Genomic DNA, 20134 nt, shown 5'->3' with positions numbered 1-20134 from the left:
TACAGGATTATATTTTTAAAGCCTTCAAAAGTATTCTATTTTGAAGGCTTTTTTGTTTCATAAAAAACTATCGGAGCGAACAGTAATAAACCTAAATTTGCATTTCAATAAACAGCACTATTTTGAGAAAAGTTTTAATTATAGACGACGAAGAAAAATTAAGAAGCCTTATGGCTCGAATTATAACTTTAGAAGGATTCGAAGTTTTTCAGGCGGCAGACTGCAAGTCGGCTTTAAAAAAATTAGAACAAACCGAAATTGATGTGGTTTTTTGTGATGTAAAATTACCAGATGGCAATGGCGTTGCACTTTCTAAAAAAATTAAGGAACACAGTCCTTACGCTGAAATAATTTTGCTAACGGCTTACGGAAATATTCCAGACGGCGTTCAAGCCATCAAAAACGGTGCTTTTGATTATATTACTAAGGGCGACGACAACAATAAGATTATTCCGCTATTGTATCGCGCCATCGAAAAAGTAGACTTGACTCAAAAAGTTTCTTCGCTCGAGAAACGAATTAAAGACAAGTATTCTTTTGAAGCTATTATCGGAAAATCAAAAGCGTTATTGCAGGTCATTGATTTGGCAAAAAAAGTAGCCAAAACCGATTCAACCGTTTTACTAACTGGAGAAACGGGTACAGGAAAAGAAGTTTTTGCGCAAGCAATTCACGAAAATAGCAATCGTACAGGAAAATCTTTTGTAGCGCTAAACTGCAGTACTTTTAGTGCCGCAATTCTTGAAAGTGAACTTTTTGGGCACAAGCAAGGTGCGTTTACAGGAGCTGTAAAGGATAAAAAAGGTTTTATTGAAGAGGCCAATGGCGGTACTTTATTTTTGGATGAAATTGGAGAAATGCCAATTGAATTGCAAGCTAAATTGTTACGCGTTTTAGAAACCAGCGAGTACATTCCTATTGGCGATACTTGTCCTAAAAAATCGAATTTTAGATTAATTGCGGCCACCAATCGTAATTTGAAAATTGAAAGTGAAGAACATCGTTTTCGTTCTGACTTGTATTTTCGATTGAATATTTTCGAAATTAGCATTCCTCCGCTGAGAGAAAGACTGAAAGATATTGCGCCATTAACAATTTCATTTGTAAATCAGTTTTCTGAAAAAATGAATAAAAAAAGCTTAGCAATTTCAGATGAATTTCTTCAAAAATTAGAAAATTATTCCTGGCCGGGAAACATTCGAGAATTAAAGAATATTATTGAGCGTTCGATTATCTTAAGCAATGATGCTGTTTTGACTGCCGATGTCCTGCCTTATGAAATGCAACAGCAGAGCGAGAAACCCACCAAAACGATGTCTGCCTTTTCAATGCAAAGTATAGAGAAGCTTCATATTCAAAAAGTTTTAAATTACACGAAAGGAAACAAGGCAGAAACCGCACGTTTGCTAGAAATTGGAATTGCAACTTTGTATCGAAAATTAGAAGAATACAGCATTCAGTAAAAACCTATCATTTCAATAAAAGCCTATCATTATGATAGGCTTTTTTTATGCCTTTTTTTTAGACATAACATTTAAAATAATCAGCAGCAGCACTTTACGAAGATCGATATTTATTGGAACATATTTTGGCATAAGGCAAACAAACAAAATAGAATTCTAATGAAAAATAAAGTCAACAGCCTATACAATCGCGCTGAACGTTTTGCTGAAATTACGAAAAAAGCGCTAATTGCTGGAAATGTAGTTCGCGCTAAAAATTGCTTAAACCTAGCCGAACGTTTATTTATTAACGGCAGCACAGAAACAAAGGGAATGATCGCCAATGTTTATCTCTATTCGCTCTGTTCCTTTATGAAATTAAAAAACTGTACTATTTCCAATCTTTTTCCTCAAAATTTAAAATTGGAGTACAACAGACAGCTCATTCTTTAAACGTATGATAACCTTTTTGTCTCCGTTTAAATCTAAAATCTAAATTTTATTAACCTTTAAATCAATTTGTTATGCTAACAATTATGCTCTTCGTACTCGGTTTATTATGTTTTTGGTTGCTCTACAGCGCTATTAATTTTTTTGACAACATCTAAAAATGAAAACAAAAATCTACGAGGCCATCCAGCAATGGATTCCCGATTCAAAAAACTGGTTTGATTTTCCATCTACAAACGATGAGACCATTAATCAATATGCACTTTTAAAAAGCGTCGCTAGATTTTGTAACGAGAAAATGGATTCGACGGATGAAGAAGAAGCTGAATCAGCGAAAGAAGTTATCAGAGTAATTAATATGCTATATGAAAGTGGCAATCAATATACTCGAAATGCAATCGAGAATGAATTCTTTACTGAATTGAGTACTCAAGAAAATCCTGCAAGTTTAAAGAAGCATTTGAGTCTTCTTTCGAAAGAATCAAAACAAGGATATTTAAAAACCTTATTAGAAAACTAAAAAATTATGACCGCACTTTTTATAATAGCAATTGCAGTATTTATCTACATCTGCTACGTACTGCTAAAACCTGAAAAATTCTAAAACAAAAAGAATTAATAAACCCTTAATACAAAAAAATGAATACAGAAATATTAGGAATTGTAGCAATGTTCTTGCTGACCTTAGCCCTCGCTATTCCGTTAGGAAAATATATTTCCAAGGTTTACGGAATGGAGAAAACATGGCTGGATTTTATATTTAATCCGCTTGAAAAGTTATTTTTCAAATTGAGTGGTGTCAATCCAGCTATAGAAATGAACTGGAAGCAACACATGAAAGCTTTATTAACCATAAACATTATATGGTTTGTGTTGGGAATGATTATCATGATGACTACGGGAAGTTTACCCTTGAATCCGGATGGAAATCCAAGCATGTCCGCAGATTTAGCTTTTAATACAGTGATTTCTTTTGTTGTAAACTGCAACTTGCAGCATTATTCGGGCGAGACAGGAATTAGTTATTTAGGTCAGTTTTATTTGATGTTCTTACAATTTGTAAGTGCAGCAACAGGAATGGCCGCGGCAGTGGTTGTATTTAGAGCTTTTCGAGATAAAACAACCACTGAATTAGGTAACTTTTATACGTACTTCATGAAATCTTGCACGCGCATCTTGTTACCACTTTCTCTAGTTGTAGCGGCTCTTTTGGCTTTTCAAGGTACCCCAATGACATTTGAAGGAAAAGACAGCATTACTACACTACAAGGAGATGTACAAGAGGTTTCTCGCGGACCTGCAGCTGGATTTGTTGCCATCAAACACATTGGTACAAACGGTGGAGGATTTTTTGGTACAAACGGTGCACATCCTCTAGAGAATCCGACTTACTTCACTAATATGTTAGAGATGTGGGCTCAAATGATTATTCCTTTTGCTATGATATTTGCCTTTGGATATTTCATCAAAAGACAAAAGTTTTCTTGGATGATTTTTGGTGTAATGACCATTGGATTCTTGGCATTAGCCATTCCTAATATTATAGGAGAAATGCAAGGAAACCCAATGATCGAGAAAATGGGAATTGATACTTCGCTTGGCGCGATGGAAGGCAAAGAAACAAGAATTGGTGCAGCAGCAACGGGTTATTGGAGTATTGCTACTACGGTAATTTCAACTGGATCTGTAAACTCCATGCACGACAGTACGATGCCACTTTCGGGTATGAACGAATTGCTTGCCATGATGATTAACAGTTTCTATGGAGGTGTTGGCGTTGGAATTCTGAACTTTTTCATCTTTATCATTTTGGCTGTTTTCATTAGTGGACTAATGGTAGGAAGAACCCCCGAATTTTTTGGTAAAAAGGTCGAAGCTCGAGAAATGAAAATAGCGATGATTATCGCCCTAATGCACCCATTTTTAATATTAGTTGGTACTGCATTAACAGCTGCAATGCCAGAATATGGAACAGCAACTTTAAATAATCCTGGATTTCATGGTTTAAGTGAAATGTTATATGAATTTACGTCAGCATCAGCAAATAATGGAAGTGGATTTGAAGGTTTAGGAGATAATACGGTTTGGTGGAATATTTCGACAGGAATAGTATTGATTCTAGCACGTTTCCTTCCAATCATAGGACCAGTAGCTATTGCTGGATTATTAGCAGCTAAGAAATTTATACCAGAAGGCGATGGAACGTTAAAAACGGATACAGCAACCTTTGGTTTAGTAACCTTGACTGTAATTATAATTATTGCTGCGTTAGCTTTCTTCCCAGTACTAGCGTTAGGGCCAATAGCTGAATATTTTACCATTTACTAAAAAGAATCTAAAATGAATAAAGATCAATCATTATTTCAAAAAGACATTATGAAGCCAGCTTTGCTGCAGTCTTTTGTGAAATTGAATCCGAAATTAATGTTTAAAAATCCCGTAATGTTTACGGTAGAGATCGGAACACTCGTGATGCTGTTTGTCTCAATTTGGACATTGAGAGGCGAAACGGCACAAGGTAGTTTTGGGTATAATTTTGTTGTATTCATCGTATTATTATTTACGTTGCTGTTTGCTAATTTCGCCGAAGCCATTGCCGAAGCAAGAGGAAAAGCACAAGCGGATAGTTTGAGAAAAACAAGAGAAGAAACACCTGCAACTTTAAAAAGTGGAGAGAAAGTTTCTTCATCTCAACTCAAAAAAGGAGATTTGTTTGTTTGCGAAGCTGGTGATACGATTCCAACTGATGGAGAAATTGTAGAAGGTTTAGCAACAATAGATGAAAGCGCAATTACAGGGGAATCAGCACCAGTAATTAGAGAATCAGGTGGAGACAAAAGTTCGGTTACTGGTGGTACAAAAGTCTTGTCAGACCGTATTATTGTACAAGTTACCAATGAACCAGGTGAAAGTTTTTTAGATAAAATGATCGCTTTGGTAGAAGGAGCTTCACGCCAAAAAACACCAAACGAAATTGCCTTAACCATATTACTTGCTGGATTTACTTTAGTATTTGTAATTGTTTGTGTGACTTTAAAACCGTTTGCAGACTACTCTAATGTAAATATTACAATAGCTTCCTTCATAGCCTTATTTGTTTGTTTGATTCCAACCACAATTGGAGGTTTATTATCCGCCATCGGAATTGCAGGAATGGACAGAGCTTTAAGAGCAAACGTAATTACGAAAAGTGGTAGAGCGGTTGAAACTGCTGGAGACATTGATGTATTGTTATTGGATAAAACGGGAACAATTACTATTGGTAATAGAAAAGCAACGCATTTTTATCCCGCTCCTGGCATTTCAGAAGCACAGTTAATTAATGCTGCGGTTTTAAGCTCCATGTCTGATGAAACACCAGAAGGGAAATCTATCGTTGAATTAGCAAAAATAGATCCTCTGACACTGCAAGTAAATAATGCACAATTTATCAAATTTACAGCCGAAACAAGAAGTTCGGGAATCAATTTTGAAAACACGCGAATTAGAAAAGGAGCGACAGATGCTATAAAAAACATCGTTATAAATGCTGGAAATCCTTTCCCCGCAGAATTATTAAAGCAAGTAACGACTATTGCCGAAAATGGAGGAACACCTTTAGTAGTTTCTGAAAACGAAGTGGCATTGGGAGTCATCGAACTGCAAGATATTATTAAAGCGGGAATGTTTGAACGTTTTGAACGCCTTCGCAAAATGGGTATCAAAACCGTAATGGTGACTGGTGACAACCCATTGACTGCCAAATTTATAGCTGAAAAAGCAGGCGTTGATGACTTTATTGCCGAAGCCAAACCTGAGGATAAAATGAACTACATCAAGCAAGAACAAATGGCAGGTCGTTTGGTTGCCATGATGGGAGATGGTACGAATGACGCACCGGCCTTGGCGCAAGCAGATGTTGGTGTAGCAATGAACAGCGGAACGCAAGCTGCAAAAGAAGCTGGAAACATGGTCGATTTAGACAATGATCCAACCAAGTTAATAGAGATTGTTGAAATTGGAAAACAATTATTAATGACTCGCGGAACGCTTACCACGTTTAGTATCGCGAACGATGTTGCTAAATATTTTGCCATCATTCCTGCCTTGTTCATCACAGCCATTCCTGCGCTTCAAGGTTTAAATATTATGAATTTACACAGTCCAGAAAGCGCGATTCTTTCAGCAGTAATCTTCAACGCGATTATTATTCCGTTCTTAATTCCACTCGCTTTAAAAGGAGTGAGTTACAAACCAATTGGTGCAAGTGCTTTATTGAGAAGAAACCTGTTACTTTTTGGTGTAGGTGGAATTATAGTTCCTTTTATCGGTATCAAAGTGATTGATATTGTAGTGGCGCTTTTTATGTAGTCCCCACCCCAACCCTCCCCAAAGGGGAGGGAGCTAATTAAGAATAAAGTATTAAGATTTGAAAAATAAATTGTTTTCAAATTTAAAAATAAATACAAATTAACAATTTCCAAGCTCGGCTCCCCTCTCCTTTGGAGAGGGGCTGGGGGTGAGGAACAACATTAAAAATTATGAAAGAGAATTTATTAAAAGGAATTAGAATGACCGTAGTTATGCTCGTTCTTTTCATGGTGATTTATCCACTATCAGTTTGGGCAATTGCTCAGTTAGCACCAAACAATGGCAAAGGTGACGTGGTATCTTACAATCAGAATAAAGGATATGCGAACATTGGTCAAAGTTTTACGGATGACAAGTATTTTTGGGGAAGACCGTCTGCTGTAGATTACAACGCTGCTGGATCGGGAGCAAGTAACAAAGGAGCGTCTAACGAAGAATATTTAGCGGTGGTTCAAGGCCGTATTGATACGTTCCTCCTTAAAAATCCAACAGTACAAAAATCACAAATACCAGTTGATTTAGTGACGGCAAGCGGAAGTGGTTTGGATCCGAATATAGCTGTTACCAGCGCAAAAGTACAAATTGCAAGAGTTCAAAAAGCGAGAAATATAAGCGAAGAAAAATTGAATTCATTAATCGATTCGAATACAGAACAGCCTTTTCTAGGTGTATTTGGACCTACAAAAGTGAATGTTTTAAAATTAAATATTGCCCTAGATCAACTTAAATAACTTGTAGAAAAATTTGGGAGGTTGACCACTACCTCCCTTTTTGAATAAACATTAATTACTATCAAAATGAATATAAAAATAATAACAGCTGTTTTGTCTCTCGCTTTTTCAGGTGCAGCATTTGCGCAAGAAGTCGAAAAAAGCCCATTAACGTTTTCTGGTTATGCAGAAACATACTTTCAATATGATGCTAATAATCCCGACAATAATACGCGTCCGGGATTTATTTACAGCCACAACCGCAATAACGAAGTAAGTTTGAACTTGGGATTTGTTAAAGCGAATTATGATACTGAAAATGTGCGTGCTAATTTATCTTTGGCTGTCGGATCTTATATGAATGCAAATTATTCAGCTGAACCAGGAGTTTTAAAAAATATTTACGAAGCAAATGTGGGATTTAAAGTGGGCAAGAATCACAATCTTTGGATAACAGCTGGAATTTTACCTTCGCATATTGGTTATGAAAGTGCTGTTGGAGCAGATTGCTTCACCTTGACAAGAAGTATCATGGCCGAAAATTCTCCCTATTTTGAGACTGGGGCGAAAATCTCCTACCTATCTCCAAGCGGACAATGGGAATTAACAGGGTTGTATCTTAACGGATGGCAACGCATACAGCGTGTTGATGGCAATACAACACCAGGTTTTGGTCATCAAATTGTTTACAGACCATCAGCACAATTCTCATTGAACAGCAGTTCCTTTATAGGAAATGACAAGCCAGACAATGTCCGTCAAAAACGTTATTTCCATGACCTTTATGCTGCTTTTGAAGTGACAACAAAAGTGAAATTTTTAGCAGGTTTTGATATAGGTTGGGAACAAGAAGCAACGCAAGGCGATAAGTACAATAAGTGGTATGGCGCTTCCGTAATGGCACAATTGATGGCAACTGAAAAATTGAATTTTGCAATAAGAGGTGAATATTACCAAGATAAAAGTGGAGTAATCATCGCATCAGGAACGCCAAATGGATTTGAAACTTATGGTGTTTCGGTGAATGCTGATTATAAAATTACACCCAACTTAGTTTGGAGAACGGAAATTAAAAATTACAGTAGCAAAGATGCAGTATTCGCAAAAAACACAGCTGAAACGTCTGACAATAGTTTATCAGCAATTACTTCGTTGGCTATAAAATTTTAAGATTTTAACTTCTTAAGGACACAAAGTTTTCTATTGTAACTGATAGATGATTTTGTGTCTTTAATAGTTTTGATTAGTTGCTACTTAAATTTTTGTATTCTTCTAAAAAACTAAAATAAAACTGAAATGAAAAAAATAATTCTTATAGCAGTTTGTACGTTTTTTATCGGAATTTTATTTGGAGTTCGATATCCATTTATACTTTCGGTATTTGATGCATTTAATTCAGATCAAAAAATTGACACAGTAGTTCTACAAGAAGGAAAATCAGTTAAGCAAGCTGCTGTTAATTCAAACTTTAATCAAAACATTTATTTTTGGAAACATCCATCTTTAAGTGATTATAGATCCGTTAACTTAGAAAATAATAGTATTTACGTAGTAAAGACAGACTCATTAGAAGAAGTAGATTCTAGAATAAAGGCTGCTTTACTAAACAGAACGACACAAAAGACACAACATAATGCACTTACAAAATCTCAAAATAAATTAGATTGTGACATTTCAATTGAAGATGCAATGATACAAGTCCCAAGAATTGCAAAAACTAGAAATATAAATGTAAATCGAATTGATTCGTTAGTTCTTGAATATTCCAGAACCAGAATAATAGGGATTTTGGGACCAAAACAAATAAATATGATGTTTTTAAATACAGAATTAGATAAATTGAAATGATGCAGCAAAGGCACTTTTTAGATTCAAAAGCTTTATTAAAAATCCTGAGTTATCAAATACAAAATAATTTCGCAAAACAGTAATTGCTGTAGTAGTACATAAATTGGCTCTGAAATAAATTCAGCATAAATGGATCAAGAAAAACAAAACAACGCGCAACATTTTCTAGACTTAATTCAGAAATCTCGCAGAGGTAAATTTAAAATTTACATCGGTATGAGCGCTGGTGTCGGTAAAACGTATCGCATGCTGCAAGAAACACAGACCTTATTAAAAAAAGGAATTGATGTTAAGATTGGTTATATTGAAACGCACAACCGCAAAGAAACACATGAACTAGTAAACGGTTTACCCGTTATTCCGCGTCGTTCTATTTTTTATAAAGGCAAAAATCTCGAGGAGATGGATGTTCAAGCCATTATTAATTTGCGTCCTGAAGTGGTTATTGTAGATGAACTGGCACACACCAATATTGAAGGAAGTAAGAATGAAAAACGATGGCAAGATGTTTTAGAGATTTTAGATGCGGGAATTAATGTGATTTCGGCAGTAAATATTCAACATATTGAGAGTTTAAATGAAGATGTAAAACGCATTACAGGTATTGATGTTAAAGAGCGAATTCCTGATAATGTATTGCGTTTGGCAGATGAGGTTGTAAATATTGACTTAACTTCCGAAGAACTGATCAATCGATTAAAGGAAGGTAAAATTTATATTGAAGATAAAATTCAGCGCGCGCTCAATAATTTTTTTAAGGCAGATCAAATATTACAATTAAGAGAGCTAGCTTTAAAAGAAGTGGCTAGTCAAGTTTTTCGAAAAGTAGAAAATGAAGTACCTAAGAACCCCAATGCGCGACATGAAAAACTGTTGGCCTGCATTAGCAGTAACGATAAAACGGCAAAAATAGTTATCAGAAAAACGGCAAGACTGGCGAGTTATTATAACAGTGTTTGGTTCGTTTTGTATGTGGAAACGCCAAAGGAAAGTAATACCAAAATTCCGTTGGACAAACAGCGCCATTTAATTAATAATTTTAAATTGGCTACACAGTTGGGTGCCGAAGTCATCAAGAAAAAAGAAAGTAAAATTACAGAGGCCATTTTAGAGTTAGTGGAGCAAAAACAAATTACCACGGTTTGCATCGGAAAACCACATTTAAATTTATTTAAGGTAATTTTGTCAACCACTATTTTCAATAAATTATTAAACAAATTGTCATCTTCAAAAGTTGACCTTATCATTTTATCCTAATGAGAATTAAAACCAAATTAAATCTGGGTGTAGGTTTGCTATTTGTGCTGATAATTGTCCTTTCAATTGTGAGCGTTTATTGTATCAATTCAATTAAAAAAGACACTCAAAACATTCTAAACGCTAATTACGATTCTTTAGAATATACGCGAAATATGCTGTTGGCTTTGGACATTTATGAAGACGATGAAATTAAATCTATTGCTCTTTTCGAAAAAAACTTAAACAAACAATTAAAAAACATTACTGAAGTTGGCGAAAACAAAGCGACTTACACACTGCTATCTAATTTTAAGTTATTAAAAGATACTAAAGCTACCGATAGTTTGCAGTCTTATATTCATCAGAACATTTTTGAGATTATGAAACACAACATGAACGCGATTAAGTTAAAAAGTGATGTGGCCAAGCAGACTGCAGAAAACACTAGCTTTTCGATTATGATTTTAGGAAGCTTGTGTTTTTTAATAGCATTTAACTTGTTGGTTAATTTACCAAACAACATCGCCAATCCGATTAAGGAATTGACGGCAAGTATTCAAGAAATTGCAAATAAAAACTATTCAGAACGTGTTCATTTTTTAAGTCATAATGAGTATGGCGATTTGGCGCGCTCTTTTAATACGATGGCCGAAAAGCTACAAGAATACCACAGCAGCAATTTGTACAAATTATCGTTTGAGAAAAAGCGACTGGAAACGTTAATCAATAAAATGCACGATCCAATAATTGGTCTGGACAGCGAAAATATTATATTATTTGCCAACGATGAAACCTTAAAAATTGTTGGTTTAAAGAAGGAAGAAGTAATTGGTAAATTGGCTAATTCTTTAGCAGAAAAAAACGATTTGATCAAGTCATTGATTGATGTAAATCAAACTACAAAGTCGGGACCGATGAAGATCTTTGCAGATGGCAAAGAAAGTTATTTTGAAAAAGAAGTAGTAGAAATCACCATAATACCGACTGGAGAAGATAAGGTTATTGCTATTGGCGATGTAATTATTCTTCGAAATATAACTGTATTTAAAGAATTGGATTTTGCGAAAACGAATTTTATAGCTACAGTTTCGCATGAGCTAAAAACACCAATTGCTTCTATTAAATTTAGTTTGCAATTGCTAGAACGAGCAGAAACTGGAAGCATTAATGACGATCAAAAACAACTGATGGAAAGTATAAAAGAAGACAGCCAGCGCCTTTTGAAAATAACAGGCGAATTGCTGGATCTTTCTCAACTGGAAACGGGAAAAATTCAATTGCAAATAGAAAAAACAAGTCCGTACAAAATTGTGTATCAAGCAGTAGAAGCTGTAAAAATGCAATCCGAAAACAAAAATATTGAAATTTCTGTCGACGCTGAAGAAGATTTACCAGAGATCATAGCTGACAGCGAAAAAACAGCTTGGGTTTTAATAAATTTTTTAACCAATGCAATCGCTTATTCTTCAGAGCAGAGCAAAATTATAATTCGTGTCAAAAGAGATGTAGAGCAAATTGTGTTTGAAGTAATTGATAACGGCAAAGGAATCGACTCAAGATATAAGAATAAAGTTTTTGATAAATATTTTCAAATTCCTGGTAGCAGCAAATCAGGTACTGGTTTGGGACTGGCAATTAGTAAAGAGTTTATCGAAGCACAAAATGGAAAAATTGCTTTAGAAAGTGAGCTCGGTTTTGGAAGTACGTTTAGTATAAGAATGAATGTTTTTGATAGTACCAAGAACTTTAGCTCGTAACGCAAAAGTTGAATTGTTTTTTTAAGCGCCGTAATTTCGCCAATATAATTGAAGAGAATAACTTTAAAACCTCATCACTTACCGTTTTGTAGTTGTATCAGCTAAAACTCAAGAAAGTGGTTACAATAATGGGGCTTGTAACATTTACTTTGATTTACTAGCTGTGCTAGACGAGCTGCCTGTATTTACAACTCCAAATTTTTTTACAGGTAAAACGCAGTTGCTGAATATAAGCTTTTACAGCTCATCTGTTTCCGTAATTAGTTCTTCTTTTAAATTTAATTTTTTAGCTTTTTTGTTTGCTTTTTTCTCTCATTTTTTATTCAAAGTTGGACTGCGGTAAGTTCATTTCATTAATGTTGAGGTCTACTTTTTGCCATTTTGTTTGATCAAGGTTTGAAGTGTCAATATCAGTTGTCCAATCAATAAGAGGCATTACTTTTAAGCGTTCGATGATGCGTTTTCTATATCCGAAAGCGAACCTACTAGCTTTAAGTTGCTGCTCAATAGTATTGTTTCCATTTTGCATATTCTTATAAACAACAGTTTGTGTTTTCCAGTCGCCTTCCCAAGTAAAAAAAGCTTTTCCAAAACAAAGAATTCCGATGATTAAAAAAGTAAGTAGAATTGATTTGTTGCTTTTAAGTTTTCCTAACAAGTGGCCCACAATTATGACAAAAGAACTTGCGGCAATAAATAATACGATAAAATGGAGCACCGAATTATTAATGTAAAGAGGCGTGTAGCGATTTAGTAACACTAATGTAGCGGTTAAGACAAATAGAATGTAGATTATGCTGTTTTTCATGGTAGTAGTTTCGTACGAAAGTAGGTTTTTTTTATTTAAAATTTATTTAGATGAAACTATATCTGTATCGACAGTTAATTGATTGTCTACTTTTAAAACTCCTGGAGTGCTCCATGCAATTCGAGTTGGTTCTTCTTTTTGGTGCAAAGAATCGAACATATCAATTAACGTGATCTTATTGGCAGGAGCAACCGTTATCGTAATATCATTATGATCAATGGTCACGTTCCGCCAGAGTGCCCGTTCTATATTTTTAATGGTACAGGCAGCTTTCTTTAGCTTTTGTAAAATAGTAATGTTGTTTGCAATTTCTTTTACACCTAAAAAATTACTAACAGTTAATTTTGCAGCTTGTTTTTGTTTGTTCCATTCAATTTCGCTCGTTACTATTAAGCAGCCATTTTTAGCGTGTAGTTTTATATTTTCATCGGGAATGTCCCAGTGCCATTTGAATGCGTGCCGAATTTCCGCAGCAATTTCAGTATCGTTTTTTTTATCAATACTCTCAAAACAGCCTTCAATATTTGGTACCACTGCTTTTACACGACGTTACAAATTTTACCGCTTCTTCTGCTTTTTCCTTCCTGATCTAACTATCCAACTGTTCCCAAAAGAGTAATTATTCCTTCTAGATCCGTTACAGCAATGTTTGCATTAAAAAGAATAGGCTCCCATTTTAAGACACTTTTACATCTTTATGCAATTCTTTATTACTTTTCATTTCGGTTGTGCTTTGCAATACATTAAAAATACCTACTGAAACACTTCAGTCAAAATCGTTTTTTACTTTGTTCATGCTTTTACGACCCGGTAAATAAATTTGAAAACCAAAAGAAAGATTTAAGTTATTTTGATAGGGAGTGCTTCCAAAACCCACCAATCCATTGTATTTCAGCAAGGCTTCTAAGCCAATATTTGGTGTTATAAAATAGGAGAAACCTGGGCCGACACTTAAATTTAGTCCGTTAGTATTATCAGCATCACTCACATTTACACCACCTAGACCTACGGTCGCTTCTGCAAAAAACCGACTGTGTTTTACCAGTTCTCCTTCAGCTCCTGCATAATAGCGGCCCAATGCGCCAATTCCGTAATTGGTAGTGGTATTCGAATGTTTTGCCGTTTCAATACCAAAGTTTAAATAACCTCCCAATGCAATATTGTCTTTAATAAACCAGGCCACTTTTGGGCTGATGTCGATACTTATGACATTCGGATCATTTAGTCCTAAACTAATATTGGCAAGATTACCTCCAATAAGCACATTACCTTTTTCGATTTGTGCATTTGCAATAAAACCAAGGGTAAGTAGTGCTACCAGTGTTAATTTTTTTTTTGTTTTCATTGTATTGGTTTTAAGTTATTTTATGTTTTAAACAAAGTTGCTGTATAAGCTAAAGTCACGAAATGATTCAGGTCACTTATAAAAATGTTCCGCATCAGTTTATTTACACTTTGCTGATAGTTTAATATTGATACCTCAAATTTAAATGGATTGAATAAGTAGTAAAAATTGTAAAATGCTGTATAAAAATTAGAGTTTTATGATACTTTTAAGTAAGAAAAGTATTTATTTTTTGTTTCTATTGTATTGTTTTTAAATGAGTTAAATTATTATTTGAAATTTAATTTGGTATATTTGTTATGGTGATTGCTATACGATCATTGCAACGCGCATGGAGAATAGTGCCTTACTTAAAGCCGTAATACAAAATGCTATTGATGGTATTTTAACGATTGATGAGTATGGTACCATTGAATCGATCAATCCATCAGCTTGTGCCTTATTTGGTTATTTAGAGCAGCAATTGATCGGTAAAAATATCTCGATATTAATTCCTTCCTCTTGTAAAAAAGAGTCCCATATGTATATTAACAGTTATAACAAAAGCTTTAAATCTAGTATAGGTACTGGACGGCAATCGATTGGTGTTCGTAAAAACGGCAATTTGTTTCCGTTGCATTTGGAAGTGAGTGAAGTACAGTTTTTAGACAGAAGCATATACTGCGGATTTATACACGATTTAAGTCAGCAAAAAGAAGCGGAAGACCGCCTGCAGCAATATGCGTCTCACCTGGAAGAAGTGGTTGAGGATCGAACGGAATCGCTAAACAGTACAATTGCCGATTTGCAGCTGGCAAAAGAAAAAATTAGTCAATCGCTAGTAAAAGAGAAACAACTTAATAAGTTAAAAAGCCAGTTTTTATCGATGGCTTCGCATGAATTTAGAACGCCATTAAGTACCATACAGTTGTCGGCATCTTTGATCAGTAAGTATGCGCAAGAGTACAGCAATCCTAATATAGAAAAACATGTAAAAAAAATTAAATGTGCGGTAAGCAATCTCACCTCCATTTTAAATGATTTTTTATATGCCGAAAAGAAGGGCATCAATAATGTAAAACCAGTTTATAGTTCTTTCAACCTGGTAGAATTGGGAACAGAGATTGCGGAAGAACTGCAACTTCTTGTAAAACAAGGACAATTTATAAAGTACAGTCATTACGGAGCTAGTGTAACAGTTAGTCTAGATAAAAATCTCATTAAAAACAGTATTATAAATTTGATTGTAAATGCCATAAAATATTCAGAAGAATGTACTGTAATTGAATTTAAAACAAGCATTGATGAAAGCCAATGCATTATTAGTATAAAAGACGATGGCATCGGAATTCCCGAGCAAGATCAGAAGCATTTATTTGAGCCTTTCTTTAGAGCACAAAATGCAGGGAATGTATCTGGTACGGGTTTAGGACTTACTATTGTAGCCCGTTATACCAGCTTAATGAATGGAACAATTTCCTTTAAAAGTACGCCACATCAGGGCACAGTATTCACCCTTTTATTTCCCATGCAATGAGCAAAGTTTTAGTAATTGAAGATAATGATACTGTTCGCGACAATATTGTTGAAATTTTAGAATTAGCAAAGTACACTGTGTCTGAAGCAGCTAATGGAAAGGCTGGAATTGAATTAGCTTTAAAAATCATACCCGACATTATTTTATGTGACATTATGATGGCAGAACTGGATGGTTATGGTGTTTTATATGTGCTTAAAAAACATTTAGAAACCAGTACCATTCCATTTATATTTATAACAGCGAAAGCCGATAGAATGGATGTAAGGAGAGGAATGGATATGGGAGCAGATGATTACCTCACCAAGCCTTTTGATGACTTAGAGCTTCTAAATGCTATAGAAAGCCGCCTAAAAAAGAAAGATGTGCAAAATGCGTTTTATGGTAGCGCTCTAGATAAGTTAGATCAACAGCTTTCTAATATAGAAAGTTTGACTGAATTTAAGAAAATTATAGAGCAGCAAAAATGCCGACACTACAAAAAAAAGCAAGTCATTCATCATGAAGGCGACAAAGCTTTAGGCATATACATGGTCATTAGCGGAAAGATTAAAACGATTAGATTAGCAGAAGATGGTCGTGAATTAATGACAGGAATATTTGAAGCCGATGACTTTCTGGACATTAATGTGATGTTGTCTACCGAAACGTACACGGATACAGCAACTGCAATCGACGATAGCACCTTGTGCTTTATGCCAAAAGAACAGTTAGACGAACTATTATACCAATATCCTGATCTTGCAGCAAAATTTATCAGTATACTGTGTCAAGACATCAGAGAAAAAGAAGAGCATTTATTACAACTGGCCTATCAAAGTGTACGAAAGCGTATTGCCAAAGCTATTATTAGATTGTTTAAAATACATCATGCAGATGGTAATTGTCTTAAAATTACCCGCAATGATCTTGCTGCGATGTCGGGAACTGCATCAGAAACGGTGAGTCGGACTTTGACTGATTTTAAAAATGAAGGTTTAATTGAAAAGACAGAAAAAGGCATCAAGATGCTCGATATTAATCGATTGATTAATCTTAAAAATTAATCGAATGAAGATTAAGAAGTTTCTAAATTGTACTCAAATTCTGTGTACTTAAAATATTGATAGCGTTTGTCTATTGTTTTCAAATTCCTTAGATTAGTTAGAAATCACATTTTCTTTGTAGCGTTTATTTTAAAGCTAAAAGATGAGAAATAGTATGCTCGAACAAATATGAATATAGTAACACTATGTTTTAGCTCTTTATTTTAGCAATGCTACTAGATTTTATTCGTGGCACAGTAAGAAATAAACAGGTATGTAAAGAACCACGCGATCATTGCAGCAATTTGCATTGATCGAAATAAGAACGGACGTAGTATTTTTGAAAATAAATATTCGTCTTTTTACCTGCGGAAATTGCTTCAGCCAGTATGTGACTTTATACTACTTCCTACTTATCAGTTGTTGCTTACCGATTCGAGAGGTTTTATAATACCTGAGTTTGGTGTTGTGTTTTTTTTGTAGTGATGCGTCAAGTCATTTAGAAATAAAAAATAAATATCTGATAAAAGAAGCAGATTAATTTATTTCTCAAGATAATCAAATTACTGATGAACTGAAAAATCAAAAAAATGCGGTTTTTTATCTGCTACGCATTGCGCAGCGTACAAGTACATTGCAGCCGACCACGTTTGCCAATCCTGTCCCATAGGCATTGCATCTTGTGCCTTGTACCACTCGTTAAAGCCATATTCTAACTCTTTATTGTGCGAAATTTTTACCAGATTGGTTAGCGTATCCAATTTCTCTCTAGCCAATTTATGCTTTCCTGCGGCCGTCAGTGCAGCAATTTGAAAACCAGAAACAAAAGGCCAAATACCGCCATTATGATAATCTCCCGGTTTATTGAAGGTTTCATATCTTGGCAACCAATCCGAATCTTCAGGTAATATAAACGGAAATAGATTGGGAGCAATAGGTAATGCTAGGTCTCCATTTTCCATCATTTTATGGCATTGGTCTTCAATCCAAGCGATCATATGTTCGGCTCGATCGGGAGCAGCTAGTCCAGATAGTATTGCAATACTATTTCCCAAAAGATCAAAGCGTTCGCTGCTGTATATTTTATACGACCATAAAGCATAATACGGTTTTTTTTTCACCACCATTCCTTCATGTAAATGGGTGTCGTTAGAGTTGCTTGTAATTGTAAAATGCTGCATTGCGCTTTGTAGTTTTTGCGCACGCTCATCATAACCAAGCATTTTTAAATAACTGTAAGTTAGTGTGTTTACAAAAAGTCCGAATCCGAGAACCCATTGCTCGTCTCGCCAATCACTGGTAGGCAACTGGGCGATTAGGTATTCATCAGAAGGACTTTGGTATTCCATCCACTTAAGCGCTTTTTGAACTGCTTCTTCTAGAAAATCGGCTCTGCCAGTATACTTTCTAAAAATACCTACGGCGAGTAGAAAAAGTGGTGTGGTGTCGCTCGCGCCTCGGTTGCCACTATCATGAACAAACGAAGGTATGTGTCCTCTTTCAGACTGATTTTTAGAAAGGATTTGCAATGTTTTTTCCATAGCGACAGTCAACTTTTCATTTCCAGAAACAGCTATACCTAATATCGAAATCATTAAATCTCGAGTGTAGGGTTCGGGATAGCCCCATGCGGCCGTTCTTGGCAGACCGTGAAACGGACCTTTTGCATTGTGCAAGAGTACTTCTAAAGCGGCATTTTTTGCTTTGTCAATTTCTTGCCAGTTTCTATTATCCATAATTTCTTGACTTTAATATATTCCTAAGCGTTCATTAATGATGCGTACAAATTGTGCTGCCACAACTCTATAATCAAAATGCTCTATCACTCTCTTTCTTGCTGCTTTTCCCATTTTATTTCGTAATTCTTCGCTACTCATTAGTTGTACTAAAGCCTCTTTTATATCGGTCACATCGGCACGATAATCTACGGTTCTCGGTTTTTCAAATACAATTCTTCTATTCTCTTCGTATCCAGATTCGGTACCAAGCGTCACTCCATTAACGACTATTTTTTGTCCTATTCCTGCCAAAAGAGCCGTTTCTCCTTGCACTAAGGTGTCTAACATTCCCATGGCGTTGATACCAATAACGGGCTTTTCGCAAGCGCCAGCTTCTACCTGTGGCATTCCAAAACCTTCAAGCCTGGATGGGGCAGCATAAATGTCACAAGCATTAATTAAATACGGTACAAAATCTCTTGAGATTATACTAGTTTGAAAAGCAACTTTCCGACTGATCCCTAATTGCTCAGCGAGCTTTAAGTCGAGATTATTTTGCAATGATGTTCTAGGCTGTGGCCAAACTTTGCAAATGTATTTCCAGGGCGGTAACTCCTTGCCCGCCAAAGCAAGTGCTTCCATTACTTCTCTTGCTCCTTTACTAGCGGCGTCTCCACCAATAGTCAAAATCATTAGTTCCTCTGCGCTAATTCCCAATGCCTTTCGTACCGCTAGTATTTTTTCATCGTTTTTTGCAAAAGGTTTAAAACTATCGGTATCACAACCTACAGGCAATACTTCAATATTGTCTGCGCTAATACCATCTCGAACATACATTTCTTTTACCCAATGCGAGGTAACCAAGATAAGAGGGAGGTCGTTTAGTACTTTTTGGTAGTTGGCAATATATCCATCGGCAACAAGCCAAGGTATACCGCGCATGCCAAACTTTTGCGGATGCAATACCAGTTGAGGTGTGTTTCCCCAATAACCCGTACCCACAACAACGTCTGGTTTAAACCAGTTGTAGTACCATTCTTTTTCCATGGCCGATTCAATGTGTGCTGCATGTGCATCTACGCCGTTGGCTAATAAACCTTTGTAGAGCAGATCACCTTGAGTAGCTAGTCCACCTGGAGTTGGCGGATAATCGTATAGCACTAAAACCTTCATATGTTTAATTTTTCGTCAAGCCATGTAACGGCCTGCTGTTTGGTCGTTAATCTCCAAAAAGCTTCAATTTTAGGGGTTACTCGAGCTTCCCAGCTGTCTGCAGCAAATTCGTAGATTGTAGTAATGAGCTGATATTTTCTCAGCCATAGATTCTCCGGAAGTATAAAATAGAGATCTGCGGAAGTAATGGCTTTTGGATAACATTTTTTGTTATCGTCTTCGTAAGCAAATAGCAAAAGTTCCGTAGCTGTTATTTTATTTTGTATCCAAAGATCTAGCACGGCTTTGCTCACCTCTTCGTGACGTAAATGTCTGGTATATTCGCCTGCAGGACTGTGAGTTATTATTAAGTCGAAGTGGAGGAGAGGCAATAAATCTAGCAATAATTGCTGTACGTTTTCTTTTTTTTGCGGTTTTTGATCAGGACCATCGTCCAAATTTCCCATAAGCCCGTTGGCATTTAAAGCCTCTACTGTTTTGTAAAACTTAGGTGCTCTATCGAGATCATGCTTACGGCATAAGGATACAATTATACATTTCCACTGGGGATTGTCCAATACAATTCCTGCAGCCCATAAAGTTTCATCGTCGGGGTGTGCTACTATAATAGCGACAATTTTCTTATTCATACTTTTTAGTAGAAAGGTTATTGCCAATTTACTATTTAGTTTACTGAATTATAATGATGTAGGTTATTTAAAAATGTGATGAGAATCACGTTTCAGAAAACATGTATAGCAAAATTATTAGTGT

At 35.5% G+C, this 20134-nt stretch carries 19 protein-coding genes; 13 read left to right on the top strand and 6 right to left on the bottom strand.

Features of this window, described 5'->3' with window-relative positions; all coding sequences use genetic code 11:
* Window positions 1-119 precede the first annotated feature (119 nt).
* The 11 genes from AP058_RS09160 to AP058_RS09115 all read left to right on the top strand — a co-directional run bounded on the left by AP058_RS09160 (window position 120) and on the right by AP058_RS09115 (window position 11796).
* Complete coding sequence (locus AP058_RS09160; protein ID WP_197413397.1) at window positions 120-1463, top strand: sigma-54 dependent transcriptional regulator; 1344 nt, start codon at window positions 120-122, stop codon at window positions 1461-1463.
* Between the two features lie 159 nt (window positions 1464-1622).
* On the top strand, window positions 1623-1895 hold the full coding sequence (locus AP058_RS09155; RefSeq protein WP_066309530.1) for a hypothetical protein: 273 nt from the start codon (window positions 1623-1625) through the stop codon (window positions 1893-1895).
* Between the two features lie 157 nt (window positions 1896-2052).
* Window positions 2053-2412 (top strand): hypothetical protein, encoded by a 360-nt coding sequence (locus AP058_RS09150; RefSeq protein WP_066309528.1) that lies wholly within the window; start codon window positions 2053-2055, stop codon window positions 2410-2412.
* A 6-nt stretch (window positions 2413-2418) separates the two neighbouring features.
* Entirely contained in the window at window positions 2419-2496 is a 78-nt protein-coding gene (gene kdpF / locus AP058_RS16675; RefSeq protein WP_072992107.1) for a K(+)-transporting ATPase subunit F, read from the top strand.
* A gap of 35 nt (window positions 2497-2531) precedes the next feature.
* Entirely contained in the window at window positions 2532-4220 is a 1689-nt protein-coding gene (gene kdpA, locus AP058_RS09145) for a potassium-transporting ATPase subunit KdpA (protein ID WP_066309526.1), read from the top strand.
* Window positions 4221-4232: 12 nt separating this feature from the next.
* Entirely contained in the window at window positions 4233-6242 is a 2010-nt protein-coding gene (kdpB, locus tag AP058_RS09140) for a potassium-transporting ATPase subunit KdpB (protein ID WP_066309523.1), read from the top strand.
* A 170-nt stretch (window positions 6243-6412) separates the two neighbouring features.
* On the top strand, window positions 6413-6973 hold the full coding sequence (locus AP058_RS09135; RefSeq protein WP_066309520.1) for a K(+)-transporting ATPase subunit C: 561 nt from the start codon (window positions 6413-6415) through the stop codon (window positions 6971-6973).
* A gap of 66 nt (window positions 6974-7039) precedes the next feature.
* On the top strand, window positions 7040-8122 hold the full coding sequence (locus AP058_RS09130) for a porin (protein WP_066309517.1): 1083 nt from the start codon (window positions 7040-7042) through the stop codon (window positions 8120-8122).
* 126 nt (window positions 8123-8248) lie between these two features.
* On the top strand, window positions 8249-8800 hold the full coding sequence (locus tag AP058_RS09125) for a potassium-transporting ATPase subunit C (RefSeq protein WP_066309514.1): 552 nt from the start codon (window positions 8249-8251) through the stop codon (window positions 8798-8800).
* A 129-nt stretch (window positions 8801-8929) separates the two neighbouring features.
* The gene (locus AP058_RS09120) at window positions 8930-10057 is read left to right on the top strand and encodes a histidine kinase (protein ID WP_066309511.1); all 1128 of its coding nucleotides are present in this window, start codon (window positions 8930-8932) and stop codon (window positions 10055-10057) included.
* On the top strand, window positions 10057-11796 hold the full coding sequence (locus tag AP058_RS09115) for an ATP-binding protein (protein ID WP_066309504.1): 1740 nt from the start codon (window positions 10057-10059) through the stop codon (window positions 11794-11796). The genes AP058_RS09120 and AP058_RS09115 overlap by 1 nt, the downstream gene beginning before the upstream one ends.
* Before the next feature lie 319 nt (window positions 11797-12115).
* Here the strand turns inward: AP058_RS09115 and AP058_RS09110 are convergent, their stop codons facing one another.
* The 3 genes from AP058_RS09110 to AP058_RS09100 all read right to left on the bottom strand — a co-directional run bounded on the left by AP058_RS09110 (window position 12116) and on the right by AP058_RS09100 (window position 13949).
* Complete coding sequence (locus AP058_RS09110; protein ID WP_066309502.1) at window positions 12116-12604, bottom strand: hypothetical protein; 489 nt, start codon at window positions 12602-12604, stop codon at window positions 12116-12118.
* Window positions 12605-12646: 42 nt separating this feature from the next.
* Window positions 12647-13138, bottom strand: coding sequence for a BON domain-containing protein (locus AP058_RS09105; protein ID WP_082706618.1), 492 nt, complete (start codon window positions 13136-13138; stop codon window positions 12647-12649).
* Between the two features lie 232 nt (window positions 13139-13370).
* Complete coding sequence (locus tag AP058_RS09100) at window positions 13371-13949, bottom strand: hypothetical protein (protein ID WP_066309500.1); 579 nt, start codon at window positions 13947-13949, stop codon at window positions 13371-13373.
* Between the two features lie 331 nt (window positions 13950-14280).
* Here AP058_RS09100 and AP058_RS09095 point away from each other — a divergent pair, with 331 nt between their 5' ends.
* The gene (locus tag AP058_RS09095; protein ID WP_066309497.1) at window positions 14281-15465 is read left to right on the top strand and encodes a PAS domain-containing sensor histidine kinase; all 1185 of its coding nucleotides are present in this window, start codon (window positions 14281-14283) and stop codon (window positions 15463-15465) included.
* On the top strand, window positions 15462-16511 hold the full coding sequence (locus tag AP058_RS09090; protein ID WP_066309495.1) for a response regulator: 1050 nt from the start codon (window positions 15462-15464) through the stop codon (window positions 16509-16511). The genes AP058_RS09095 and AP058_RS09090 overlap by 4 nt, the downstream gene beginning before the upstream one ends.
* 542 nt (window positions 16512-17053) lie before the next feature.
* Here the strand turns inward: AP058_RS09090 and AP058_RS09085 are convergent.
* The 3 genes from AP058_RS09085 to AP058_RS09075 are packed head-to-tail and all read right to left on the bottom strand — an operon-like array spanning window position 17054 to window position 20010.
* On the bottom strand, window positions 17054-18226 hold the full coding sequence (locus tag AP058_RS09085; RefSeq protein ID WP_066309492.1) for a glycoside hydrolase 100 family protein: 1173 nt from the start codon (window positions 18224-18226) through the stop codon (window positions 17054-17056).
* Window positions 18227-18238: 12 nt separating this feature from the next.
* Window positions 18239-19381 (bottom strand): glycosyltransferase family 4 protein, encoded by a 1143-nt coding sequence (locus AP058_RS09080; RefSeq protein ID WP_066309489.1) that lies wholly within the window; start codon window positions 19379-19381, stop codon window positions 18239-18241.
* Entirely contained in the window at window positions 19378-20010 is a 633-nt protein-coding gene (locus tag AP058_RS09075) for a PIG-L family deacetylase (protein WP_066309479.1), read from the bottom strand. The genes AP058_RS09080 and AP058_RS09075 overlap by 4 nt, the downstream gene beginning before the upstream one ends.
* Between the last annotated feature and the right edge of the window lie 124 nt (window positions 20011-20134).

The sequence above is a fragment of the Flavobacterium sp. TAB 87 genome (genome assembly GCF_001529295.1).
Classification (GTDB): domain Bacteria; phylum Bacteroidota; class Bacteroidia; order Flavobacteriales; family Flavobacteriaceae; genus Flavobacterium.
This window is presented reverse-complemented; position numbering and strand designations above follow the sequence as displayed.

Excerpts from the sequence above, each read along its gene's own strand:
- AP058_RS09125 (WP_066309514.1), top strand. The coding sequence starts at position 8,249 with ATGAAAAAAATAATTCTTATAGCAGTTTGTACGTTTTTTATCGGAATT.
- kdpF (WP_072992107.1), top strand. The coding sequence starts at position 2,419 with ATGACCGCACTTTTTATAATAGCAATTGCAGTATTTATCTACATCTGC.
- AP058_RS09115 (WP_066309504.1), top strand. The coding sequence starts at position 10,057 with ATGAGAATTAAAACCAAATTAAATCTGGGTGTAGGTTTGCTATTTGTG.
- AP058_RS09075 (WP_066309479.1), bottom strand. The coding sequence starts at position 20,010 with ATGAATAAGAAAATTGTCGCTATTATAGTAGCACACCCCGACGATGAA.
- AP058_RS09095 (WP_066309497.1), top strand. The coding sequence starts at position 14,281 with ATGGAGAATAGTGCCTTACTTAAAGCCGTAATACAAAATGCTATTGAT.
- AP058_RS09150 (WP_066309528.1), top strand. The coding sequence starts at position 2,053 with ATGAAAACAAAAATCTACGAGGCCATCCAGCAATGGATTCCCGATTCA.
- AP058_RS09080 (WP_066309489.1), bottom strand. The coding sequence starts at position 19,381 with ATGAAGGTTTTAGTGCTATACGATTATCCGCCAACTCCAGGTGGACTA.
- AP058_RS09085 (WP_066309492.1), bottom strand. The coding sequence starts at position 18,226 with ATGGATAATAGAAACTGGCAAGAAATTGACAAAGCAAAAAATGCCGCT.
- AP058_RS09130 (WP_066309517.1), top strand. The coding sequence starts at position 7,040 with ATGAATATAAAAATAATAACAGCTGTTTTGTCTCTCGCTTTTTCAGGT.
- AP058_RS09110 (WP_066309502.1), bottom strand. The coding sequence starts at position 12,604 with ATGAAAAACAGCATAATCTACATTCTATTTGTCTTAACCGCTACATTA.
- kdpA (WP_066309526.1), top strand. The coding sequence starts at position 2,532 with ATGAATACAGAAATATTAGGAATTGTAGCAATGTTCTTGCTGACCTTA.
- AP058_RS09155 (WP_066309530.1), top strand. The coding sequence starts at position 1,623 with ATGAAAAATAAAGTCAACAGCCTATACAATCGCGCTGAACGTTTTGCT.
- AP058_RS09100 (WP_066309500.1), bottom strand. The coding sequence starts at position 13,949 with ATGAAAACAAAAAAAAAATTAACACTGGTAGCACTACTTACCCTTGGT.
- AP058_RS09135 (WP_066309520.1), top strand. The coding sequence starts at position 6,413 with ATGAAAGAGAATTTATTAAAAGGAATTAGAATGACCGTAGTTATGCTC.
- AP058_RS09090 (WP_066309495.1), top strand. The coding sequence starts at position 15,462 with ATGAGCAAAGTTTTAGTAATTGAAGATAATGATACTGTTCGCGACAAT.
- AP058_RS09120 (WP_066309511.1), top strand. The coding sequence starts at position 8,930 with ATGGATCAAGAAAAACAAAACAACGCGCAACATTTTCTAGACTTAATT.
- kdpB (WP_066309523.1), top strand. The coding sequence starts at position 4,233 with ATGAATAAAGATCAATCATTATTTCAAAAAGACATTATGAAGCCAGCT.